Consider the following 18,443-nt stretch of genomic DNA (forward strand, 5'->3'; position numbering starts at 1 on the left):
TGCGTATGTCCTTCAATCGCAACAATGTCGCCTTGACCATCTCGTTCAACAATCGCACCAATCGCTACCGTCAAGCCTTTGACAATATTGTTCAATGACATCGATGGCATCGTCGGCCGCCTTACAACCTGTTCCGGCAAAAACGGAATATGAATAAAACCTGCCTTGAGCGTTGGAAATTCTTTTTCCCGCAAATATTGCACTTGATAAAAAATATGATTGCAAACATAAGTCCCTGCAGTATCCGACACCATAGCGGGAATTCCAGCATCTCTAATTGCCTTAACTTCAGCTTTAATTGGCAGCTGCGTGAAATACGCCGCAGCTCCATCTTCATGAATTGCTTCGCCCAATGGTTGATAGCCAGCATTATCTGGAATACTGCCATCATTAATGTTGATTGCTATTCTTTCCGGCGTTAAGCACGCGCGTCCGCCAGCTTGTCCAACATTCAACACATAATCAGGGGTTTCTTGTTCAATTGCCTTTTTAACAATCTGTGCGCATTTATTAAAAATCGTCGGTATTTCCAACTTAACAACTTCAGCATCGGCGATTTTATCTGGCAATCTTTTCACTGCCTCAATAGCCGGATTGATTTTTTCACCAGCAAATGGATCAAAGCCCGTAACTAAAATCTTCATTCTCTTCATCTTCTTAAAAGTTTCACGTGTAACCTACAGCAAAGTCATCATGTGAACAAAACCTAATGAGTTGTAGCACATATGCGTCAGTATTGAGTAGCGCAAATCTTTTGTCGACATATATACCCAGCCAAGAACGCAGCCTAAAACCCAATAAACATAGATAAACTTAGTGAAACCAGGATCATGCATATAAGCGAACAAAAAGCCTGAAACTAAGATACCAGCCCATTTATTAAATCTAGTTGCCTTAGTAAAAAATGTATTGAAAAACATCCCTCTAAAGATCACTTCTTCGCAGGCTGGAGCAACGAAGCAAACCATGATTTCAAATAATTTCCCACTCTGCTTAGAAAGCTGGTCTAGATTCTGCTGGTTAGTTGAAACTGTTTTTCCTTGACTAACCAATTGCAGCATAATGCCACCTAAGACCGTGATCAAAATAAAGCCAGCAAGAAAAATCATTATCCGGCGTGCACTCCAGTGCGGTCGCTCATTGAAGCCCCAGTCATTTACCGATTGCAGCTGCTTTTTGTACATCCAAAAAATAAACCAAATTACAGCAACTGTTACTAGTGCCGTTGCAAACTCTTGAATTGATAATGGTAAATGATATCGTTGTTTGATTTGTTTAGGAAAGAAATAAAAATCTTGCAGTATGCCATATAAAAACAATGCAATTACTGCTTCAGCAATATTGCCACCATAATGAAAGATTTTTTTCATTCAATAACTCACCTTAATTTCTTAGGAATTTAACTAATGCTTTTATTATAATGGATATGTGTAAAAATACCTAAGGGATGGTTTATATGACTAATTTAATTCACTTTTTTGAACAAAATCGGGGCTTCAGCTATTTTTCAATTTTACTAACAATCGCCTTGCTTATTTTCTTAGTCTCATGGCTGATTGAACCTAGAAGATTGATTAATGGCATTTTCTTTACTTTTTTTCTGTTGATGTTCGCCGGCTGGCTAACTATTTTAGTTCTCGCCACTCAGTTAAGGACGCTCAGAATCGTATATGTCTGCCTTGTTTTGCTGTTTTTCCTGCTAATCTTCTTGATTACCGCCTTCTCTTGGCTATTTTGTCTGTGGAACGCTTATTTTGTGTGGAAATATGAAAGTCATACCCTGCCTAACTTATTAACCTTAATCTTGGGTATTGGCTTAATTGTTGTTTGGGTTATCACGCTTTTGGGGCCAGCAAAATACTTGCCTCACTGGTTAAATGTGCTCTTGACAGCCGCACCAACGATCGCCTTTTACTTGGTCTTTTTAATGTACAATTATTTAGTCAACAGCATCCTTTACCAATTCGTACCGCGCCGCTACAATCAAGATTATTTAATCGTGCTAGGGGCCGGTTTAATCAATGGTGAAAGGGTAACGCCCCTTTTAGCAGGCAGAATCAATCGCGCTATCCAGTTTGCGCAAAAACAAGTAGATAAAGGAAGAAAAATGCCTAAAATCATCATGTCTGGCGGCCGCGGAGGCGATGAAAAGATCTCTGAAGCTCAAGCAATGATGAATTATGCTATTAGCCGCGGAATAAAACGGGACGATCTTTTGCTTGAAGACAAATCCGAGAACACATATCAAAATATGCTCTATTCCAAGCGCGTTGCCACCAAAGATTTTGGCAGCGATAAATTCAAAGCAAAATTCTTCAGCAACAATTATCATATTTTCCGCGCTGCACTCTATGCAAAAAAGGTGGGATTACGTGCAAATGGCGTAGGTTCCTATACTCGCTTCTACTTCCTGCCTAATGCAATTATTCGTGAATTTGCTGGTGTTTTTGTCATGCACAAAAAGCGCCATGCAGTTGTTATCTGTCTTATCGTTATTTTCTGCATTATTCAGGCAATCCTCGTCGCAACCGGCAGTGAAAAACTGCAAATGATGTAGGGCATTTATCTCACAGTTAATGAATGGTCGATGTTATACTACTTTTAACTAATAAATTGTTAGTTTGGGAAAGGTAAAAAGTATGCTTCAACTAAAAGATATTCGTAAATCTTACCACCTTGGAGACACCGTCACTCATGCTTTGGACGATGTCTCTATTTCTTTCCGTGATCAAGAATTCGTAGCCATCTTAGGTCCAAGTGGTTCTGGTAAAACTACGATACTAAATATTATCGGCGGACTTGATCGTTATGATAGCGGTGACTTGATTATCAACGGAAAATCTACCAAGAATTTTAAGGAAACTGATTGGGATGCTTACCGCAACAACACGATCGGTTTTATTTTTCAAAACTACAACCTAATCTCTCACCTATCAATTATTGATAACGTAGAATTAGGAATGAATTTATCCGGGGTACCTGCTAAAGAGCGCCATGAAAAGGCTATTCAAGCATTGACCGAAGTTGGCTTAAAAGAGCACATGCACAAAAATCCAAACCAGTTATCCGGTGGTCAAATGCAGCGTGTCGCAATTGCCCGGGCAATCGCAAATGATCCCGACATCTTGCTATGTGATGAACCAACTGGGGCGCTAGATACTGTAACTTCCGTTCAGATCATGAAACTGATCAAGAAGCTATCCAAAAATCGCTTGGTAATTATGGTTACTCACAATCCAGAACTAGCTAAGGAATATGCCACTAGAATCGTTAATTTCCAAGATGGCAAAATTCTGCATGATTCTGACCCTTACCAAGTTAACGAAGTTAAAGACACTTTCAACCTTAAACGAACAAAGATGTCTTATTGGAACGCGATTAAACTTAGTTTTACCAACATTATGACTAAAAAAGGGCGAACTATTTTAACCGCTTTTGCTTCGAGTATCGGAATTATCTCTATTGCGGTCGTATTGTCGATTTCAAACGGTTTTCAAAAACAAATCGATACTACGATGAGCAAGGCTCTGGCAAAATATCCAGTGGCAATCACGGCAACTGCCACTGACATGACAGCCATGGGGAACCGTAAGGAATCCGATAAAAATGTCAAAAATCGCGGCTATGTCACGGCTAAGCCTGACGAGGCCGAACAGAACACGCACATCAATAAAATCACGGAAGCTTATGTTAACTACGTTAAAAAAATCAATCCTAACTATGCCAACAATATTTCTTATCAACGAGCAATCAGCTTGCATCTATTAGGGCTAAAGAATGGCAAGGCTGAAAAAGTACAGTTTTCTACTACTGACCCTAATTCCAATCAATCGGTTTCTCAAATGCGCAGCCAAGCGCTGAGCTCGATGGGAATCGGATCCAGCGTATTCCCCACTACTTTGAATAAAAACAAAGGCAATTTTTTGAAACAGAATTATCAATTGCTTTCTGGTACTTGGCCAACTAAAGCGACAGATTTAGTTATTGTTGCCGACAACAAAAATACGGTTAATATCAATGCATTGAAGAATTTAGGTCTCAATGTGAAAAACAATTCTAAGATCAAATTAAGTAGCTTGATTGGTAAAGAATTCAGTGTTGTTGCTAACGATGACTACTACCAAAAATTGCCAACTGGCATGTTTATTCCGAAAAAAGCGACTAGCAGCATGTATAACAATGGTACCAAACTAAGAATTGTTGCAGTTATCCGACCAAAGAGTGAAGATTCAATGCAGCTTCTTTCAAGCGGTGTCGCTTACAGCGATAAGTTGACTCAAAAAATTATCAACGAGAACAAAAACTCAGCAATTGTTAAGGCACAAAAGAAGACCAACCGCAATGTGATGACTGGTCAAGCAATGACTGCAACCGAAAAGAAACAAATGATGCAAACACTTGGCGGCAGCAGCATCCCTACTGGCATCATGATTTATCCAAATAATTTTGACGCTAAAGATAAGGTACTTGATTACTTAGATAAGTGGAACAAAGGCAAGAGTAAAAAGAATCAAATTGTCTATACCGATATGTCCAGCGCCGTAACCAAGATGACTGGTGGCCTGCTTAATGGTGTGACAACGATTTTGATCGCCTTTGCCGCTATTTCATTGATTACTTCAATGATTATGATCGGTATTTTTACTTACACCTCTGTTTTGGAAAGAACCAAAGAAATTGGAGTGCTTAAAGCATTAGGTGCCAGAAAACGCGACATTACACGCGTCTTTGATGCCGAAACCTTTATTCTAGGTGTCTTCGCCGGTGTACTTGGCGTTGGAATTGGATACTTGTTGACGTTTCCAATTAATACGGTTATCTACAACATAACTGACTTGGCAAACGTAGCTCAATTAAATCCGCTTCACGCGCTTTATCTGATCATCATCTCTACTGTTTTGACATTAATCGGTGGACACTTGCCAGCAAGAATGGCAGCCAAAAAGGATGCCGCAATCGCTCTTAGAAGCGAATAAAACAGCTCCATTAACTTTTTATGTGAAAAAGTCATAAAATAAAACTGAATATCTTTAAAGAAAACGTCGCCTTTCCAATCTGGAAAGACGGCTTTTCTTTTATATCATATCGAGTGGCAGCTTGTGAGTCGGTTGTGGAAAATCAGAATTGATTAACCGCAATTCATCATCGTTAAGTTTAATTTCTTGTGCTGCAATATTTTCCTTCATATGACTAACCTTGCCTGATTTAGGAATTGATAAAATTTTCCCACTGCGCAGGGCCCAAGCAAGCATTATTTGGTGTGGCGTAGCATCATGATCACGCGCTACAGTCTTTAAATTATGCGTAATTCTGATCGTATTGCCTTTGCCTGAATTGAATGGCGAGTAGCCAATAAAGTTAACCTTATTTTTCTCTTGCCATGGCAATAGATCATATTCAACGCCGCGGTGATCCAAGTTATACAAGTCTTCATTGGCAAAGCATGCTTGACCACCTGGTACGGAAAAAAGTTCTTTCATATCAGGAGTATCAAAGTTTGAAACACCCCATTGCCGAATCAGACCTTCCTTTTTTAGATCTTCCAAACCACGAATCGTATCTGATAACCGGTGACTGCCCCGCCAATGAAGCAAGTATAAGTCTAAGTAGTCCGTTCCTAATCTCTTAAGACTAGCTTCAAGACTTTTGCGCTCAAGTTCAGGCGTTGCATGATAAGGGTAAAACTTAGAAATAAGATACATTTGGCTACGATCATAACCTTTAATTGCTTGACCAACCAAGGTTTCGCTTTTGCCTTCACCATACATCTCGGCAGTATCAATAATCTTAATGCCATTATCTAATCCATATCTAATTGCTGCAATTTCGTCTTTTTTCTTTTTAGGATCTTCACCTATATTCCAGGTACCTATCCCTAAGCCAGTTAAGTCCATCTTTTTCACCTCACTTAGATTTTACTACATTTTTCGATTGACAAAATGGCATAGACCATTTTATAATGGACTAGACCAGTAAATAAAGGAGGATTTATTCATGATGAAAGTTATTGTTACAGAAGACCAAATTGAAGGCGGAGCTAAAGCATTTGAAATTTTCGAAAAAGGGATTAAAGACGGAGCCAAGGTTTTAGGCCTTGCTACTGGTTCTACTCCAGAAACTCTTTACCAAAACTGGGTAAAAAGCGACCTTAACTGCTCTGGTCTTACTAGTATTAACCTGGATGAATACGTTGGTTTAAAGCCAGATAATCCTCAAAGTTATCATTACTTTATGCAAAAACATTTATTTGATAAAAAGCCATTCAAGAAGACTTATATTCCAGATGGAATGGCAAAAGATATTCCTGCTTTTTGTAAAAAATACGATCAAATCATTAAGGACAACCCAATCGACATTCAACTGTTAGGTATCGGTCGCAATGGTCACATTGCTTTTAACGAACCAGGTACTTCATTTGAAATCGGCACCCACGAAGTTAAGTTGACTGAAAATACAATCAAGGCCAACTCTCGCTTCTTTGACAATATTGATGAAGTGCCAAAGAGTGCTATCTGTATGGGTCCAGCCAACATTATGGCTTCTAAGAAGATCGTTTTGATGGCCTTTGGCGAAAAGAAAGCTCATGCCGTTAAAGAAATGATCGAAGGTCCAATCACTGAAGATGTTCCTGCATCAATTTTGCAAAAGCATGCTGACGTAACGGTAATCGTTGACAAGGCAGCTGCCAAAGAACTTGACGATAAATATAAGAACTAAACAAAATTTATGATAAGAAATGCCAGTTAAGCAAAAATGCTTAGCTGGTATTTTTATTTCTATTCGATTTCTACTCAAAATACAAATCCAGAACTTGACTTTTTACCGTTTAACAGAATTAAAAAATTGCTTGTTAGACACAATATATCGTATTAAACTATTTAATGTTCTACATATTGTGTTTAAGAAAGAGTGTGATTCAAGTTATTGTCTTAAGTGGGCCCATTGGAGCCGGAAAATCCAGTTTAACCAGTATTTTAGCCGAACATCTAGGTACGCAAGCATTTTATGAAGGCGTCGATAACAATCCCGTTCTTCCCCTATACTACAAGGATATGAAGCGTTATACCTTCTTGCTTAATACTTATCTGCTCAACCACCGCTTAGCTCAAATTAATCAAGCAGTTCAAGAAAAGAACAGCGTTTCTGACCGTTCAATTTATGAAGATGCACTTTTCTTCAAGATGAACGTGGATAGCAAGATTGCCGATCCAACTGAGTTCAAGATCTACGACGATTTGCTTGAAAACATGATGGAAGACACGCCTGGCAATCCAAGCAAAAAGCCAGATTTGCTTATCTACATCCATGTTTCTCTTGATACTATGCTTGCTAGAATCAAGAAGCGCGGCAGATCCTTTGAACAAATCAGCACTGATCCAGGTTTAAAGGACTACTATGCTCGCCTTTTGAAGTACTACGAACCATGGTATGAACACTATGACGCATCTCCTAAGATGATGATCGATGGTAATAAGCTTGATTTTGTCACCAACATGGGTGCTCAACAAGAAGTATTAAATGAAATTGATGATAAGTTGCACCAAATCGGTAACTTATAGTCTTAATGAATGAAATAAAAAAGAAGGAACGTGATGACAGTTATTGTTTTAAGCGGGCCAATTGGAGCCGGTAAATCCAGTTTAACAGGTATTTTATCCAAATATTTAGGAACTAAGCCATTCTACGAAAGTGTTGACGACAACCCTGTTCTGCCACTCTTTTATGCTGATCCAAAAAAGTACGCATTCTTGCTTCAAGTATATTTTTTAAATACGCGTTTTCACAGTATCAAAGAAGCCTTAACCGCAGATAATAACGTACTTGACCGTTCAATTTATGAAGATGCCTTATTTTTCCAAATGAACGCAGATATTGGTCGTGCCACACAAGAAGAAGTAGATACCTACTATGAATTATTGAACAATATGATGGGCGAATTGAAGCGGATGCCGAAGAAGAACCCAGATTTGCTTGTTCACATTAATGTTTCATATGATACGATGATCAAACGAATTCAAAAACGTGGTCGTCCGTATGAACAGCTTAGTTACGATTCAACGCTAGAAGACTACTATAAGCGTTTATTAAGCTACTACAAGCCATGGTATGAAAAATATGATCATTCACCTAAGATGGAAATCGATGGTGACAAGTTTGATTTTATGGCTTCTGAGAAGGACCGTGAGATCGTCTTGGATCAAATCGTTGCTAAATTGAAATCTATCGGCAAATTGCCACTCAACTGGGATAAATCAACCGATATTCAAATCGAAGCATAAAAAAACTCCTGCAAGATTACATTCTCGCAGGAATTTTTATTTAATGAAATTAATGCATGATAGTAGTTAAAATTGCACCAGCAAAAATTAAAATCAAACCAGTAATAGTAAAGAATATAGCTTTCTTGCTCTTCTTTTCATGCAAGAAAATCATTCCGCCTAAGGTAGAAATAACTACTGAAAGTTGAGAAACAACGAATGCCGTGTTAACACCATTATCTTTAACTGACAAGATATAGGTCGTTGCCGCAATTGAAAAGATGAAACCAGCAAGCAGGCTTTGCCGGCTGCTTTTTGACTTTATTTCTTTCATTTGCTTGGTAAATAGCAGATAAATTAAAACTGCAACAACCATCCCAACTGATTCTGGGAAGAAAATTGCTAAACCAGATGCGCTCAAAGCACGTGGAATTGCGTTGTAAATGATAAAACCAAGCGTGGTGCAGACCAACATGATAATAGTGCCGACTTGATTCTTTTCACTGCCTTCACTTGTGCCGGAATCTGAAACAGAGGTAAGGATTGCTCCCACAATTAAAAGAGCAATTCCGATAAAGCCCCAAATTTTAGCATTAGTTGAAGCCCATTCTCCAAAAATCACAACCCCAACCAATGAAGTTCCGATTAATTGCAAACCAGTTGAGATTGGCATTGTTTCAGAAACACCGATCTTGGCATATCCAGTATACTGACCTAATTGGCCCACTACCCAAAAGGCACCAGCCAAAGCAGCCATCAAAAATGTTTTGCCATCAAGAGCAGTAGCAGCCTTGATAAAAGGCAAGGTAATTAATCCAACGATTAACGTTCCAACTGTAGTTCCGAAAATCTGATTAATCGGTTTCCCATTAATCCGTGCAACGGCAAGCGGCAAAATGCCCCAAGCCAGTGCCGGTAGCAACATATACACAATATTCATAAATTTTTTCTCCCTATGTTTGTATTATCTAAAAGTAAGTGAATGAAGTTATTTTAGCGGTTGAATCACCGGAAAGTCAATTATTTTATTCAATCGAAGAAATAAGTCCAAACAATAAATAACTATTTTTAATAAGATTTCTTTCATAATTCGTGTTTACATTTTTATATGAGAATGATAGAGTAAAAGAGTTGTTGAATTGGGATAAAAACACGAACATTCTATATGGGGGATAAAAATGAATTTTATTAAGTCTTATTTTCAGCTTGATAAATATAAGACGACAGTTAAAACCGAATTTTTGGCCGGTTTAACTACTTTTATCAGCATGTCTTATATTTTATTTGTTAATCCTAATGTTTTAGGTGCTTCTGGTATGAATACCGGTGCAGTTTTCACTGCTACTGCCCTTGCCGCAGCACTTGGTACTGCAATTATGGGGATTGTCGCCAACTATCCAATCGGTGAAGCACCTGCTCTAGGAATCAATGCTTTCTTTGCTTATACCGTCTGTGTAAGCATGCATGTTTCCTGGCAAACTGCGCTGGCCAGCGTTTTTGTTGCTTCTTTCATCTTCATTTTGATTACTTTGTTCAAGTTGAGAGAAAAGATCATTGACGCAATTCCAGCTGATTTGAAGTTTGCTATTTCATCTGGTATCGGTTTGTTTATTGCCTTTTTAGGTTTGCAAAATAGTAAGCTGATTGTTGCTAACAAATCAACCTTGGTTGGTTTAGGCTCCTTCCACGATCCACTCGTTTGGATCACCATTTTTGGTTTGATTGTAACGGTTGTCTTAATGATTTTGAAAGTGCCTGGTGCAATCTTCATCGGAATGGTTTTATCTGCTGTTTTCGGTATTTGCACTGGACAAATTGCCCTTCCACATAAGGTAATTTCCGTAGCTCCAAGTTTGGCTCCAACTTTTGGTCAAGCTGTTTTCCACATTAAAGATATTAATACCGTTCAAATGTGGGTTGTTGTTTTGACCTTCTTATTAGTTACCTTCTTTGATACAGCCGGTACTTTGATTGGTTTGGCCCAACAAGCTGGCTTTATGAAAAACAATAAGATGCCACGTATCGGTAAAGCTTTAACTGCTGACTCAAGTGCGATGATGGTTGGTTCCGTTCTTGGTACTTCACCAGTTGGTGCTTTCGTTGAATCAAGTGCCGGAATCGCTGTAGGTGGTAGAACTGGCTTGACAGCCGTTTTTGTAGCTATTTTCTTCTTAATTTCAATGATCTTCAGCCCCCTTTTAGGTGTCTTTACCGTTCAAGTTACTGCTCCAGCTTTGATCATTGTTGGTGTCTTGATGGCTCAAAATACCGCTCATATTCACTGGAATAAGCTTGAAATTGCCGTTCCTTCATTCTTAATCATCTTAGGAATGCCACTTACCTACAGTATTTCTGATGGTTTATCATGGGGAATGGTCACCTACCCAATTTGTATGCTTGCTGCAAAACGTGGCAAGGAAATTAGCCCGATGATGTGGGTATTGTTCGTTGTCTTTATAATTTTCTTGTGGGTTTTGAATTTCTAATTTTAGTAATTAATGTTGCTGATCTAAGTGAAAACTTAGGTCAGTTTTTTTATTGCCAAAGATTTATTTAAGAAAAACCGAATATATTTAATTAAAAACGTTGTAATTGTTAACTATTTAGTTATAATAAAAATTGAACATTCGGTATTTTATTACAATCTTCGTATTTTATCTTTAATTTATAGAATATAATCAGATATTTACGAACAATATATTCTGGAGGATTACATGAATTCTATCAATAGTTTTTTTCATTTAAGTGAGAACAAAACCTCATTTAAAACAGAATTATTAGCAGGTTTGACTACTTTTGTAAGTATGTCTTATATTCTTTTCGTTAACCCTAACGTGTTGGGTGCCAGCGGAATGAATAAAGGCGCTGTCTTCACGGTTACAGCCTTAGCAGCTGCTTTTACTTGTATTGTGATGGGGCTTGTAGCTAATTATCCAATTGCTTCTGCTCCAACATTAGGCTTGAATGCGTTCTTTACTTACACCGTCTGCCTAGGAATGAAAGTTAAATGGGAAACAGCATTGGCTGCCGTTTTCGTAGCTTCAATTTTGTTCATTTTGTTAACGGTATTTAAAATCCGTGAGATGATCATTGATGCGATTCCAGCAGATATCAAATATGCTATTTCAGCTGGTATTGGTTTATTTATTGCTTTCATTGGTTTGCAAGGTGGTAAATTAATCCAAAACAGTGATTCAACCTTGGTTACAATCGGTGCTCTAAACAACCCAACCGTTTGGATTACGATCTTTGGTTTAATTGTCACTATTTTCTTGATGATCGCTCGTGTCCCTGGTGCTATCTTTATCGGAATGATTTTGGCAGCTATTTTTGGAATCTGCATCGGCCAAATTCCAATGCCTACTTCTATCGTTTCATCAATTCCAAGCATCGCACCAACCTTTGGTCAAGCTATTTTCCACGTTAGCTATATTAATACCATTCAGATGTGGATCATCGTTTTAACCTTCTTGCTTGTTACCTTCTTTGACACTACTGGTACTTTAATCGGATTGGTTCAACAAGCTGGCTTAATGAAGGACAACAAGATGTCACGTGCAGGTCGAGCTTTGGCTGCCGACTCTTCTGGTATGCTTGTTGGTTCTGTTCTTGGTACTTCACCAGTTGGTGCTTTCATTGAATCAAGTACTGGTATTGCCGTCGGTGGTAGAACCGGTTTAACCGCTGTTTGGACAGGGATCTTCTTCTTGATTTCAATGATTTTCAGTCCAATCCTTAGTGCTTTTACCACTCAAGTCACTGCTCCAGCCTTAATCATCGTTGGTGTATTAATGGCTGAAAACTTGGCCCACGTTCACTGGACCAACCTGGAAGTTGCTATTCCATGTTTCTTAATTGTTTTAGGTATGCCACTTACTTATTCAATTTCCGATGGTTTAGCTTGGGGAATTATTGTTTACCCACTTTCAATGATTGCTGCTAAGAAGTTCAAGCAAATTACACCTATAATGTGGTTGCTGTTCGTTGTCTTCATCATTTACTTTGCAGTATTAAACATCTAACCTTATATAAAAATCTCTTTCAATCATAGAAAAAACCGAGTCCAAATTTGAACTCGGTTTTATTGTTTATCGTGATACTTCCAGACAATATGATTTTTTATGGCATTCAGGGCAACGCAGTCTTCTGAATTTAGGCGTATGAGCAGCCCAGAAAAACTGTTTAAGTTTTGGAACAAATTTTCTACCGCAATTCGGGCAAATATACGCTACATTACGATAATACATCAACGTTAATAACGTGCCACCAATAATAATTAAAATCATCATTATGGCAAAAGTCAGACTTGCTGCAAAAGCTTTTTCTTGTTTAGCCATTAGCACTGTGCCATAAATTCCGATTATTTCAATTAAGAAAAGCATCGCTGCATAAACCCACATTTTTCTTCTGTAATGCGTCAATTTAATTTCATTTCTCATAATTTTTGTAATGTCAGCAACATTTTCATTTTTCAAGTTTCGTGGACGCAAGATTTTTTCAAAATTTTTTATTTGCCTTTGTTTATCTTTTAAGGCTTCTATTTTTTCTTCGTTAATTTCTTTTTGTCTTTCAATCAAAAGCTGAAATGACCGCGTGCTATTCTTGTCAGCTAGCAATTTTTTGATGTCTTTCAAAGAAAGACCCAGTTCTCTTAAATACGAAATCAATTTTAATTGTTCTACTTCTTTGGCTGTATAAATCCGATAGCCATTTTCTCCAACGCTTGATGGTGAAACTAAATTCTTTTCATCATAAAATCGAACCGTCCTCGGCGAAACGTTAGCCAATTTTGCAGCCTCGCTAACACTATATTTATCATCTGACATTACTGTCACCTCTTTCTACTATATAAAATACAGGTTTACGATGCGTTAAGGTCAAGCCTCTTTTTTTATTTCCCAGGAAATGTCACTTCAAACACGAACAATCTGTGCTAAACTAAATACAATACATTTTATAGTATTAATATTTTAGAGGAAATTTTTAAATGCAGACATTAGATAAAGTCTTTCATTTACAAGATGCTCATACCACTGTTAAACGTGAGTTAATCGCTGCTTTAACCACGTTTGTCAGTCTCTCCTACATCTTATTCGTTAACCCAAACATTTTGCACGCAGCTGGAATCCCTTCTGGAGCTGCCTTTACCGTAACAGCGATCGCTACCGCAATCGGATGTTTCATTATGGGATTAGTTGCCAACTATCCTATCGCATTGGCTCCCACTTTAGGAAGTGCTGCCTTCTTTGCTTATAATGTCTGTGGCAATATGCACATTAATTGGCAAACAGCGTTAGCAGCTGTCTTAGTTGCTTCAATTTTGTTCGTATTAATTACGACTCTTCACCTGCGTGAATTAGTCGTTGATGCCATTCCACAGGATTTAAAATATGCTATTTCTGCCGGAATTGGGTTATTTATTGCCTTCATCGGTTTACAAAATGGTAAATTGATTGTTGATAGCAGTTCTTCACTTGTAACTCTGGGTAAATTCTCTTCACCAGCCGTTTGGATCACCTTATTTGGCCTTGTACTTACAGTTATTTTAATGGCAATGAATGTTCCAGGTTCGATTTTTATCGGCATGATCGTTACCGCGATTTTCGGAATCTGTATTGGTCAAATTCCTTTGCCACATACATTTATTTCTACCCCACCATCTATGGGACCAACTTTTGGACAGGCCATTTTCCACTTGAAGGATATTAACACTCCTCAATTGTTTATCGTCGTTTTGACCTTCTTGCTTGTTACCTTCTTTGATACTGCGGGAACTTTAATCGGAATGACTGAACAAGCTGGTTTGGTTGATGAAAATGGCAAAATTCCACGGATTGGTCGAGCCTTCGCCGCAGATTCAACTGCAATGATCGAAGGTGCAATTTGTGGTACTGCTCCACTTGGTACATCTGTTGAATCAAGTGCCGGTATTGCAATGGGCGGACGTACTGGTTTAACTGCGATTTTCATCGGAATCTTCTTCTTGATTTCAATGATTTTCAGTCCACTTTTGACGGTTATTCCAACCACTGTAACAGCACCGGCATTAATTATTGTTGGTGTTTTGATGGCATCCAACCTTAAGAAAATCGATTGGGAAAAATTTGAAATTGCTTTTCCTGCTTTCTTAATCGTTGTCGGTATGCCACTTACCTACAGTATTTCTGACGGACTTGCCTTAGGTATGATCGCTTACCCAATTACAATGATCGCAACTAAGCGTTATAAAGAAGTTTCAATAATGATGTATATTCTGTTCTTCATCTTTATCGGCTTCTTCCTGATCACTAATTTATAGATAAAAACAATTTTTAAAAGGACAAATTTTATTAAATCTGAAAATTTGTCCTTTTTAAGCCCTTTCATTCATTTACATTCATTCTCATTATCCTATCATAGATATCTGGTTGTATTTTTTGGAGAATTGGGAAAGAATGAAAGATCGCATTATACATAAATTTATTATCGGTTCTGTCAGTATTTTTGCCTTTGCTTTATTAGCAAACTGTCGAACCACTGTTTTAGCTACTATGACTGCCACACCCCGGTTAGTTTATCGACTTAAAAATTTAACCGCTGATGTTGTTCAAAAAAGCAGTTATCAAATCAAAATACATTTATTCATTGCAAGAGGTAGGCAATGATTCAATCATTGAACGTGCCATGCCAAAAGCGGTAGATGGTTCGTCGGTGCTAAACCACGTCATACTAAGAGAGGCTGGGATACCGAACTTGCTCGCGTAAGATTTCCTAAAGGATCATAACTAGTAACCAAACTAAGTTCTTTTCCCCATTTAACGCATTTAATTACGCTACTGATGTAGTGCAAGCTGCTTATCCGCACGTAAAGAGATCACAGCTTAAACTCTGTCAATTATGTATTGGATTGCGTAGCTCATAAGAAGAATAAGGCCGTTAACCTTAATTCAATAGAAAAAGTAAAAGCATTTCATATTAATCATTTGTTCGGACATAAAAAACACCAGTTAAACTCTATTTAAGGATACGCAATTGATAATAATTTAACTATCTATATTTCACGTGAGCGTCGTCCAACTCGAACCAAGAGCTCGTTTCCACGTGAACTAGTTAAAATCCCATTGGGCGCAACATCATATACTCAATGGACGCATTATAAAGTAACCAGTTCTCACTGGCGCAAAATTGCGACTGAGCTAGAAAGTGTTGATGTTTCAGCAACTAATCTAAGCTTAACTACGGCATATCATAAAAAGAATAAAGCTCATTCCGTATCTGAAAATCGAATTTACTGGGTCGCAAATATTGTGCAATAAAATCAGAGAGTCAAGAAGACTCTCTTTTTTGTTGCATCATTGTTTACATTTGTAAACTTAAAGAGTATAGTTACATTGTAAACGAAAGGAAAACTATTATGGTTAAATTGCAAGAAAACGAAAGCACCATTTCTGATAGCGAGTGGGAAATTATGCGCATTGGTTGAAAATTAAAGCACGCTAGTTCTACTCAAGTAATCGAAGAGTTGCAAGCTAAAAAGAACTGGACGGAGTCAACAATCAAAACTTTATTGCGCCGTTTGGTTAAAAAAGGACTCATTGCAACAAAAAAGGACGGCAGACGGTTTATATACACAGCTACGGTTAGTCAGACGCAGATTATGATTGAAGCCGCTCAGGAGCGCTTAAACCGCATGTGTGACATGCATAAAGGCGAAGTCATCTTAAAGCTATTATCTGATTCACCAATTTCTAAAAAAGATTTAGCTCAGATGAAAGAGGTTATCACTGAAAAAGAAAAAGACGCACCGGAAAAGGTTCCCTGCAACTGTTTACCGGATAAAGCGCATTTATGTTAGGAGTGAATAAAATGACTGTTTTTCAAATTTTGGCAATTATTATCGGACTTGGATTAATTGGTTTTATTATTTGGTGGTTCTTTGGCAAACACACTGAGGCAGTGGGCAGCAGCCATGTTTCAAACAACCAGCAAAACGCGACAATCGTTGTAAAAGGCGGCTATTCACCATCAACGATTGTACTGAAAAAGGGTGTGCCTGCCCAAATCGCGTTTGACATGCAGGACTCCACAGCATGTTTATCACATGTAGTTTTTGAACAACTAGGCATTAATAAAGATTTAACTAAGCAAAAAGTTACTAAAATCAATATTCCAACCGACAAGGCTACTACCTATAATTTTGCTTGCGGAATGGACATGTTTCATGGAAAGGTCATTGTGAAGTAATGAAACTTTCAAATATTAAGCGCTTTTGGATATCTTTTATTTTGGCTATTCCGATGTTGATTCAAATGGTGGCCATGCCATTTCACTGGATGATGCCAGGATATAATTGGATCGCTCTGATCACAACGACAATCATCATGGCAATTTCAGCCGCTCCATATTGGGAAAGCGCCTGGGCAGCGTTTCAAAAGCATAACGCCAATATGAATACGCTAGTTGCTGTGAGTACATCCGTGGCCTATTTTTACAGTATTTTTGCGATGTTCACTGGTCGAGAAGTCTACTTTGAAAGTGCTGCTTTTGTAACCATTTTCGTTCTTCTGGGCGATGCAATGGAAGAAAAAATGCATGACAACGCCTCAAATGCCTTAGCAAAATTAATGAATCTACAGGCAAAGGACGCTGAAGTTTGGCGCAACGGCGAATACATTAAAATTCCACTTGTAGAAGTAGAAGTTGGCGATTTAATTCGCGTTAAACCCGGTGAAAAAATTCCTGTTGACGGTGTTATTACCGATGGTTCATCTACGATCGATGAATCAATGGTAACAGGTGAAAGCATGCCAGTTGCTAAGAAAAAAGGCGATGCTGTCGTTGGTTCAACCATCAACAGCAATGGAACGATAATTTTCAAAGCAACTAAAGTTGGAAAAGATACCATGCTGAGTCAAATCGTAGATTTGGTCAAAAAGGCCCAGACCAGCCATGCACCAATCCAAAATATTACTGACAAAATTTCCAATATTTTCGTCCCAGCCGTTCTCATTATTGCTATTTTGACTTTTATTATTTGGTTTGCGTTTCTGGGTGCAACTGCTGTTGAAGCAATGCTGTTCGCTGTTTCTGTAATTGTTATTGCATGTCCATGTGCACTCGGACTGGCAACACCTACTGCTTTAATGGTAGGAACTGCAAGAAGTGCCAGAATGGGAGTCTTGATAAAAAATGGGGAAGTTCTAGAAGAAGCTAGCGACATTGATACTGTTGTTTTTGATAAAACTGGAACAATTACCATTGGTAAGCCAGTTGTTACCGATATTGTCGGAAAGCAAGACGAAGTGCTGACCATTGCGGCCAGCCTCGAAGAAAATTCTGAGCACCCATTGGCTGCAGCAATCGTCAATAAGGCTAAAGAAGCAAAGGTACCCCTAGAGCAAATCACTCAATTTCACGCAGTCGAGGGAAAGGGTATAAGAGCTATTTATCAAAAGCAAAATGCTTTTGTCGGCAGTGAAAAAATTTTGAAAGATGCAAAAATTTCCCAGGAAATAATTGAACAAGCTGCAAAATTGCAAAGCCAAGCAAAAACAGTGGTCTATGTTGGCTTAGACACTACCATTATTGGCTTAATTGCAATCCAAGATACTCCTAAGCCTAGTTCCAAGGAAGCAATTGCTGAACTTAAAAAGCGTGGCTTAAAGACAATCATGCTGACAGGCGATAATGAAAAAGTAGCCGCAGCAATTGCAAACGAAGTTGGAATTGATCAAGTAATCGCTGGAATTTTGCCCACGGAAAAAGCACGTGAAATCAAACAGTTGCAGTCTGAAGGTCGTAAAGTAGCTTTTGTCGGCGACGGTATAAATGATGCACCAGCACTATCAACCGCCGATGTTGGAATTGCTATGGGTTCTGGTACTGATATTGCCATTGATTCTGGTGGAATTGTCCTTGTCCAAAACGATCTGTGCGGTGTTGTACGGGCTCTTGATATTTCCAAGAAAACTTTCAACCGAATTAAATTAAACCTCTTCTGGGCACTCATTTACAACACGATCGGCATTCCAATTGCCGCCGGCTTATTCGTTGGATTAGGTTTGACCTTAAGTCCTGAACTTGCCGGTTTAGCAATGGCATTCTCATCCGTGTCTGTTGTCAGCAGCTCCTTGCTTTTGAATAAAGCCAAAATTGCTGGTGATAGCAAAAAGGCGTAGCATTAAAGCTACGTCTTTTTTAATTATA

The 18,443-nt window shown here is 38.3% G+C and carries 17 protein-coding genes and 1 pseudogene; 13 read left to right on the top strand and 5 right to left on the bottom strand.

The annotated features are described in order from the left end of the window. Together pcp and HMPREF0493_RS04275 are read right to left on the bottom strand one after the other, a co-directional pair. The coding region (gene pcp / locus HMPREF0493_RS04270) for a pyroglutamyl-peptidase I (RefSeq protein WP_040457199.1) at nucleotides 1–644 on the bottom strand (644 nt) is incomplete at its 3' end. A gap of 33 nt (nucleotides 645–677) precedes the next feature. Beyond that, nucleotides 678–1,370, bottom strand: a complete 693-nt coding sequence (locus HMPREF0493_RS04275; protein ID WP_006352067.1) for a CPBP family intramembrane glutamic endopeptidase — start codon at nucleotides 1,368–1,370, stop codon at nucleotides 678–680. Between the two features lie 86 nt (nucleotides 1,371–1,456). Here HMPREF0493_RS04275 and HMPREF0493_RS04280 point away from each other — a divergent pair, with 86 nt between their 5' ends. Next, nucleotides 1,457–2,557, top strand: coding sequence for a YdcF family protein (locus HMPREF0493_RS04280; protein ID WP_006352068.1), 1,101 nt, complete (start codon nucleotides 1,457–1,459; stop codon nucleotides 2,555–2,557). Between the two features lie 82 nt (nucleotides 2,558–2,639). Continuing rightward, a complete protein-coding gene (locus tag HMPREF0493_RS04285) occupies nucleotides 2,640–4,976 on the top strand; it encodes an ABC transporter ATP-binding protein/permease (RefSeq protein WP_006352069.1) in 2,337 nt (778 codons plus the stop codon). A 99-nt stretch (nucleotides 4,977–5,075) separates the two neighbouring features. Here the strand turns inward: HMPREF0493_RS04285 and HMPREF0493_RS04290 are convergent, their stop codons facing one another. After that, complete coding sequence (locus HMPREF0493_RS04290) at nucleotides 5,076–5,894, bottom strand: aldo/keto reductase (protein WP_006352070.1); 819 nt, start codon at nucleotides 5,892–5,894, stop codon at nucleotides 5,076–5,078. A gap of 103 nt (nucleotides 5,895–5,997) precedes the next feature. On the opposite strand from HMPREF0493_RS04290, the gene nagB reads away from it, so the two are divergent. The 3 genes from nagB to HMPREF0493_RS04305 all read left to right on the top strand — a co-directional run bounded on the left by nagB (nucleotide 5,998) and on the right by HMPREF0493_RS04305 (nucleotide 8,279). After that, nucleotides 5,998–6,717, top strand: a complete 720-nt coding sequence (gene nagB, locus HMPREF0493_RS04295) for a glucosamine-6-phosphate deaminase (protein WP_040457207.1) — start codon at nucleotides 5,998–6,000, stop codon at nucleotides 6,715–6,717. A 194-nt stretch (nucleotides 6,718–6,911) separates the two neighbouring features. Then, nucleotides 6,912–7,559 carry a deoxynucleoside kinase gene (locus HMPREF0493_RS04300; protein WP_040457201.1) on the top strand — a complete coding sequence of 216 codons (648 nt, stop codon included), beginning with the start codon at nucleotides 6,912–6,914 and terminating at the stop codon, nucleotides 7,557–7,559. A 33-nt stretch (nucleotides 7,560–7,592) separates the two neighbouring features. Further along, nucleotides 7,593–8,279, top strand: a complete 687-nt coding sequence (locus HMPREF0493_RS04305; protein ID WP_006352073.1) for a deoxynucleoside kinase — start codon at nucleotides 7,593–7,595, stop codon at nucleotides 8,277–8,279. Nucleotides 8,280–8,328: 49 nt separating this feature from the next. Here the strand turns inward: HMPREF0493_RS04305 and HMPREF0493_RS04310 are convergent, their stop codons facing one another. Beyond that, nucleotides 8,329–9,198 carry a GRP family sugar transporter gene (locus tag HMPREF0493_RS04310; RefSeq protein WP_006352074.1) on the bottom strand — a complete coding sequence of 290 codons (870 nt, stop codon included), beginning with the start codon at nucleotides 9,196–9,198 and terminating at the stop codon, nucleotides 8,329–8,331. A gap of 238 nt (nucleotides 9,199–9,436) precedes the next feature. Between HMPREF0493_RS04310 and HMPREF0493_RS04315 the strand changes: the two genes are divergently transcribed. Both HMPREF0493_RS04315 and HMPREF0493_RS04320 read left to right on the top strand, forming a co-directional pair. Then, nucleotides 9,437–10,744: an NCS2 family permease gene (locus tag HMPREF0493_RS04315; RefSeq protein WP_006352075.1), complete on the top strand. Its 1,308-nt coding sequence runs from the start codon at nucleotides 9,437–9,439 to the stop codon at nucleotides 10,742–10,744. A gap of 228 nt (nucleotides 10,745–10,972) precedes the next feature. After that, on the top strand, nucleotides 10,973–12,280 hold the full coding sequence (locus HMPREF0493_RS04320; RefSeq protein WP_006352076.1) for an NCS2 family permease: 1,308 nt from the start codon (nucleotides 10,973–10,975) through the stop codon (nucleotides 12,278–12,280). A 66-nt stretch (nucleotides 12,281–12,346) separates the two neighbouring features. On the opposite strand, the gene HMPREF0493_RS04325 is transcribed toward HMPREF0493_RS04320, so the two are convergent. Next, nucleotides 12,347–13,084, bottom strand: coding sequence for a MerR family transcriptional regulator (locus HMPREF0493_RS04325; RefSeq protein WP_006352077.1), 738 nt, complete (start codon nucleotides 13,082–13,084; stop codon nucleotides 12,347–12,349). A 161-nt stretch (nucleotides 13,085–13,245) separates the two neighbouring features. Between HMPREF0493_RS04325 and HMPREF0493_RS04330 the strand changes: the two genes are divergently transcribed. From HMPREF0493_RS04330 to HMPREF0493_RS04355, 6 genes and pseudogenes are all read left to right on the top strand, one after another. After that, nucleotides 13,246–14,556, top strand: a complete 1,311-nt coding sequence (locus HMPREF0493_RS04330; protein ID WP_006352078.1) for an NCS2 family permease — start codon at nucleotides 13,246–13,248, stop codon at nucleotides 14,554–14,556. Nucleotides 14,557–14,692: 136 nt separating this feature from the next. After that, nucleotides 14,693–14,902: a hypothetical protein gene (locus HMPREF0493_RS04335; RefSeq protein WP_006352079.1), complete on the top strand. Its 210-nt coding sequence runs from the start codon at nucleotides 14,693–14,695 to the stop codon at nucleotides 14,900–14,902. A 366-nt stretch (nucleotides 14,903–15,268) separates the two neighbouring features. Continuing rightward, nucleotides 15,269–15,553 carry a helveticin J family class III bacteriocin gene (locus HMPREF0493_RS09355; protein WP_162041371.1) on the top strand — a complete coding sequence of 95 codons (285 nt, stop codon included), beginning with the start codon at nucleotides 15,269–15,271 and terminating at the stop codon, nucleotides 15,551–15,553. A 98-nt stretch (nucleotides 15,554–15,651) separates the two neighbouring features. Next, nucleotides 15,652–16,092 (top strand): annotated as a pseudogene (locus HMPREF0493_RS04345) (CopY/TcrY family copper transport repressor). An 11-nt stretch (nucleotides 16,093–16,103) separates the two neighbouring features. Further along, entirely contained in the window at nucleotides 16,104–16,481 is a 378-nt protein-coding gene (locus HMPREF0493_RS04350) for a cupredoxin domain-containing protein (RefSeq protein ID WP_040457202.1), read from the top strand. After that, nucleotides 16,481–18,415, top strand: a complete 1,935-nt coding sequence (locus HMPREF0493_RS04355) for a copper-translocating P-type ATPase (RefSeq protein ID WP_006352083.1) — start codon at nucleotides 16,481–16,483, stop codon at nucleotides 18,413–18,415. The genes HMPREF0493_RS04350 and HMPREF0493_RS04355 overlap by 1 nt, the downstream gene beginning before the upstream one ends. The last annotated feature ends 28 nt before the right edge of the window (nucleotides 18,416–18,443 follow it).

Origin of the sequence: Lactobacillus amylolyticus DSM 11664 (assembly GCF_000178475.1) — a bacterium.
In the GTDB taxonomy this organism is placed as follows: domain Bacteria; phylum Bacillota; class Bacilli; order Lactobacillales; family Lactobacillaceae; genus Lactobacillus; species Lactobacillus amylolyticus.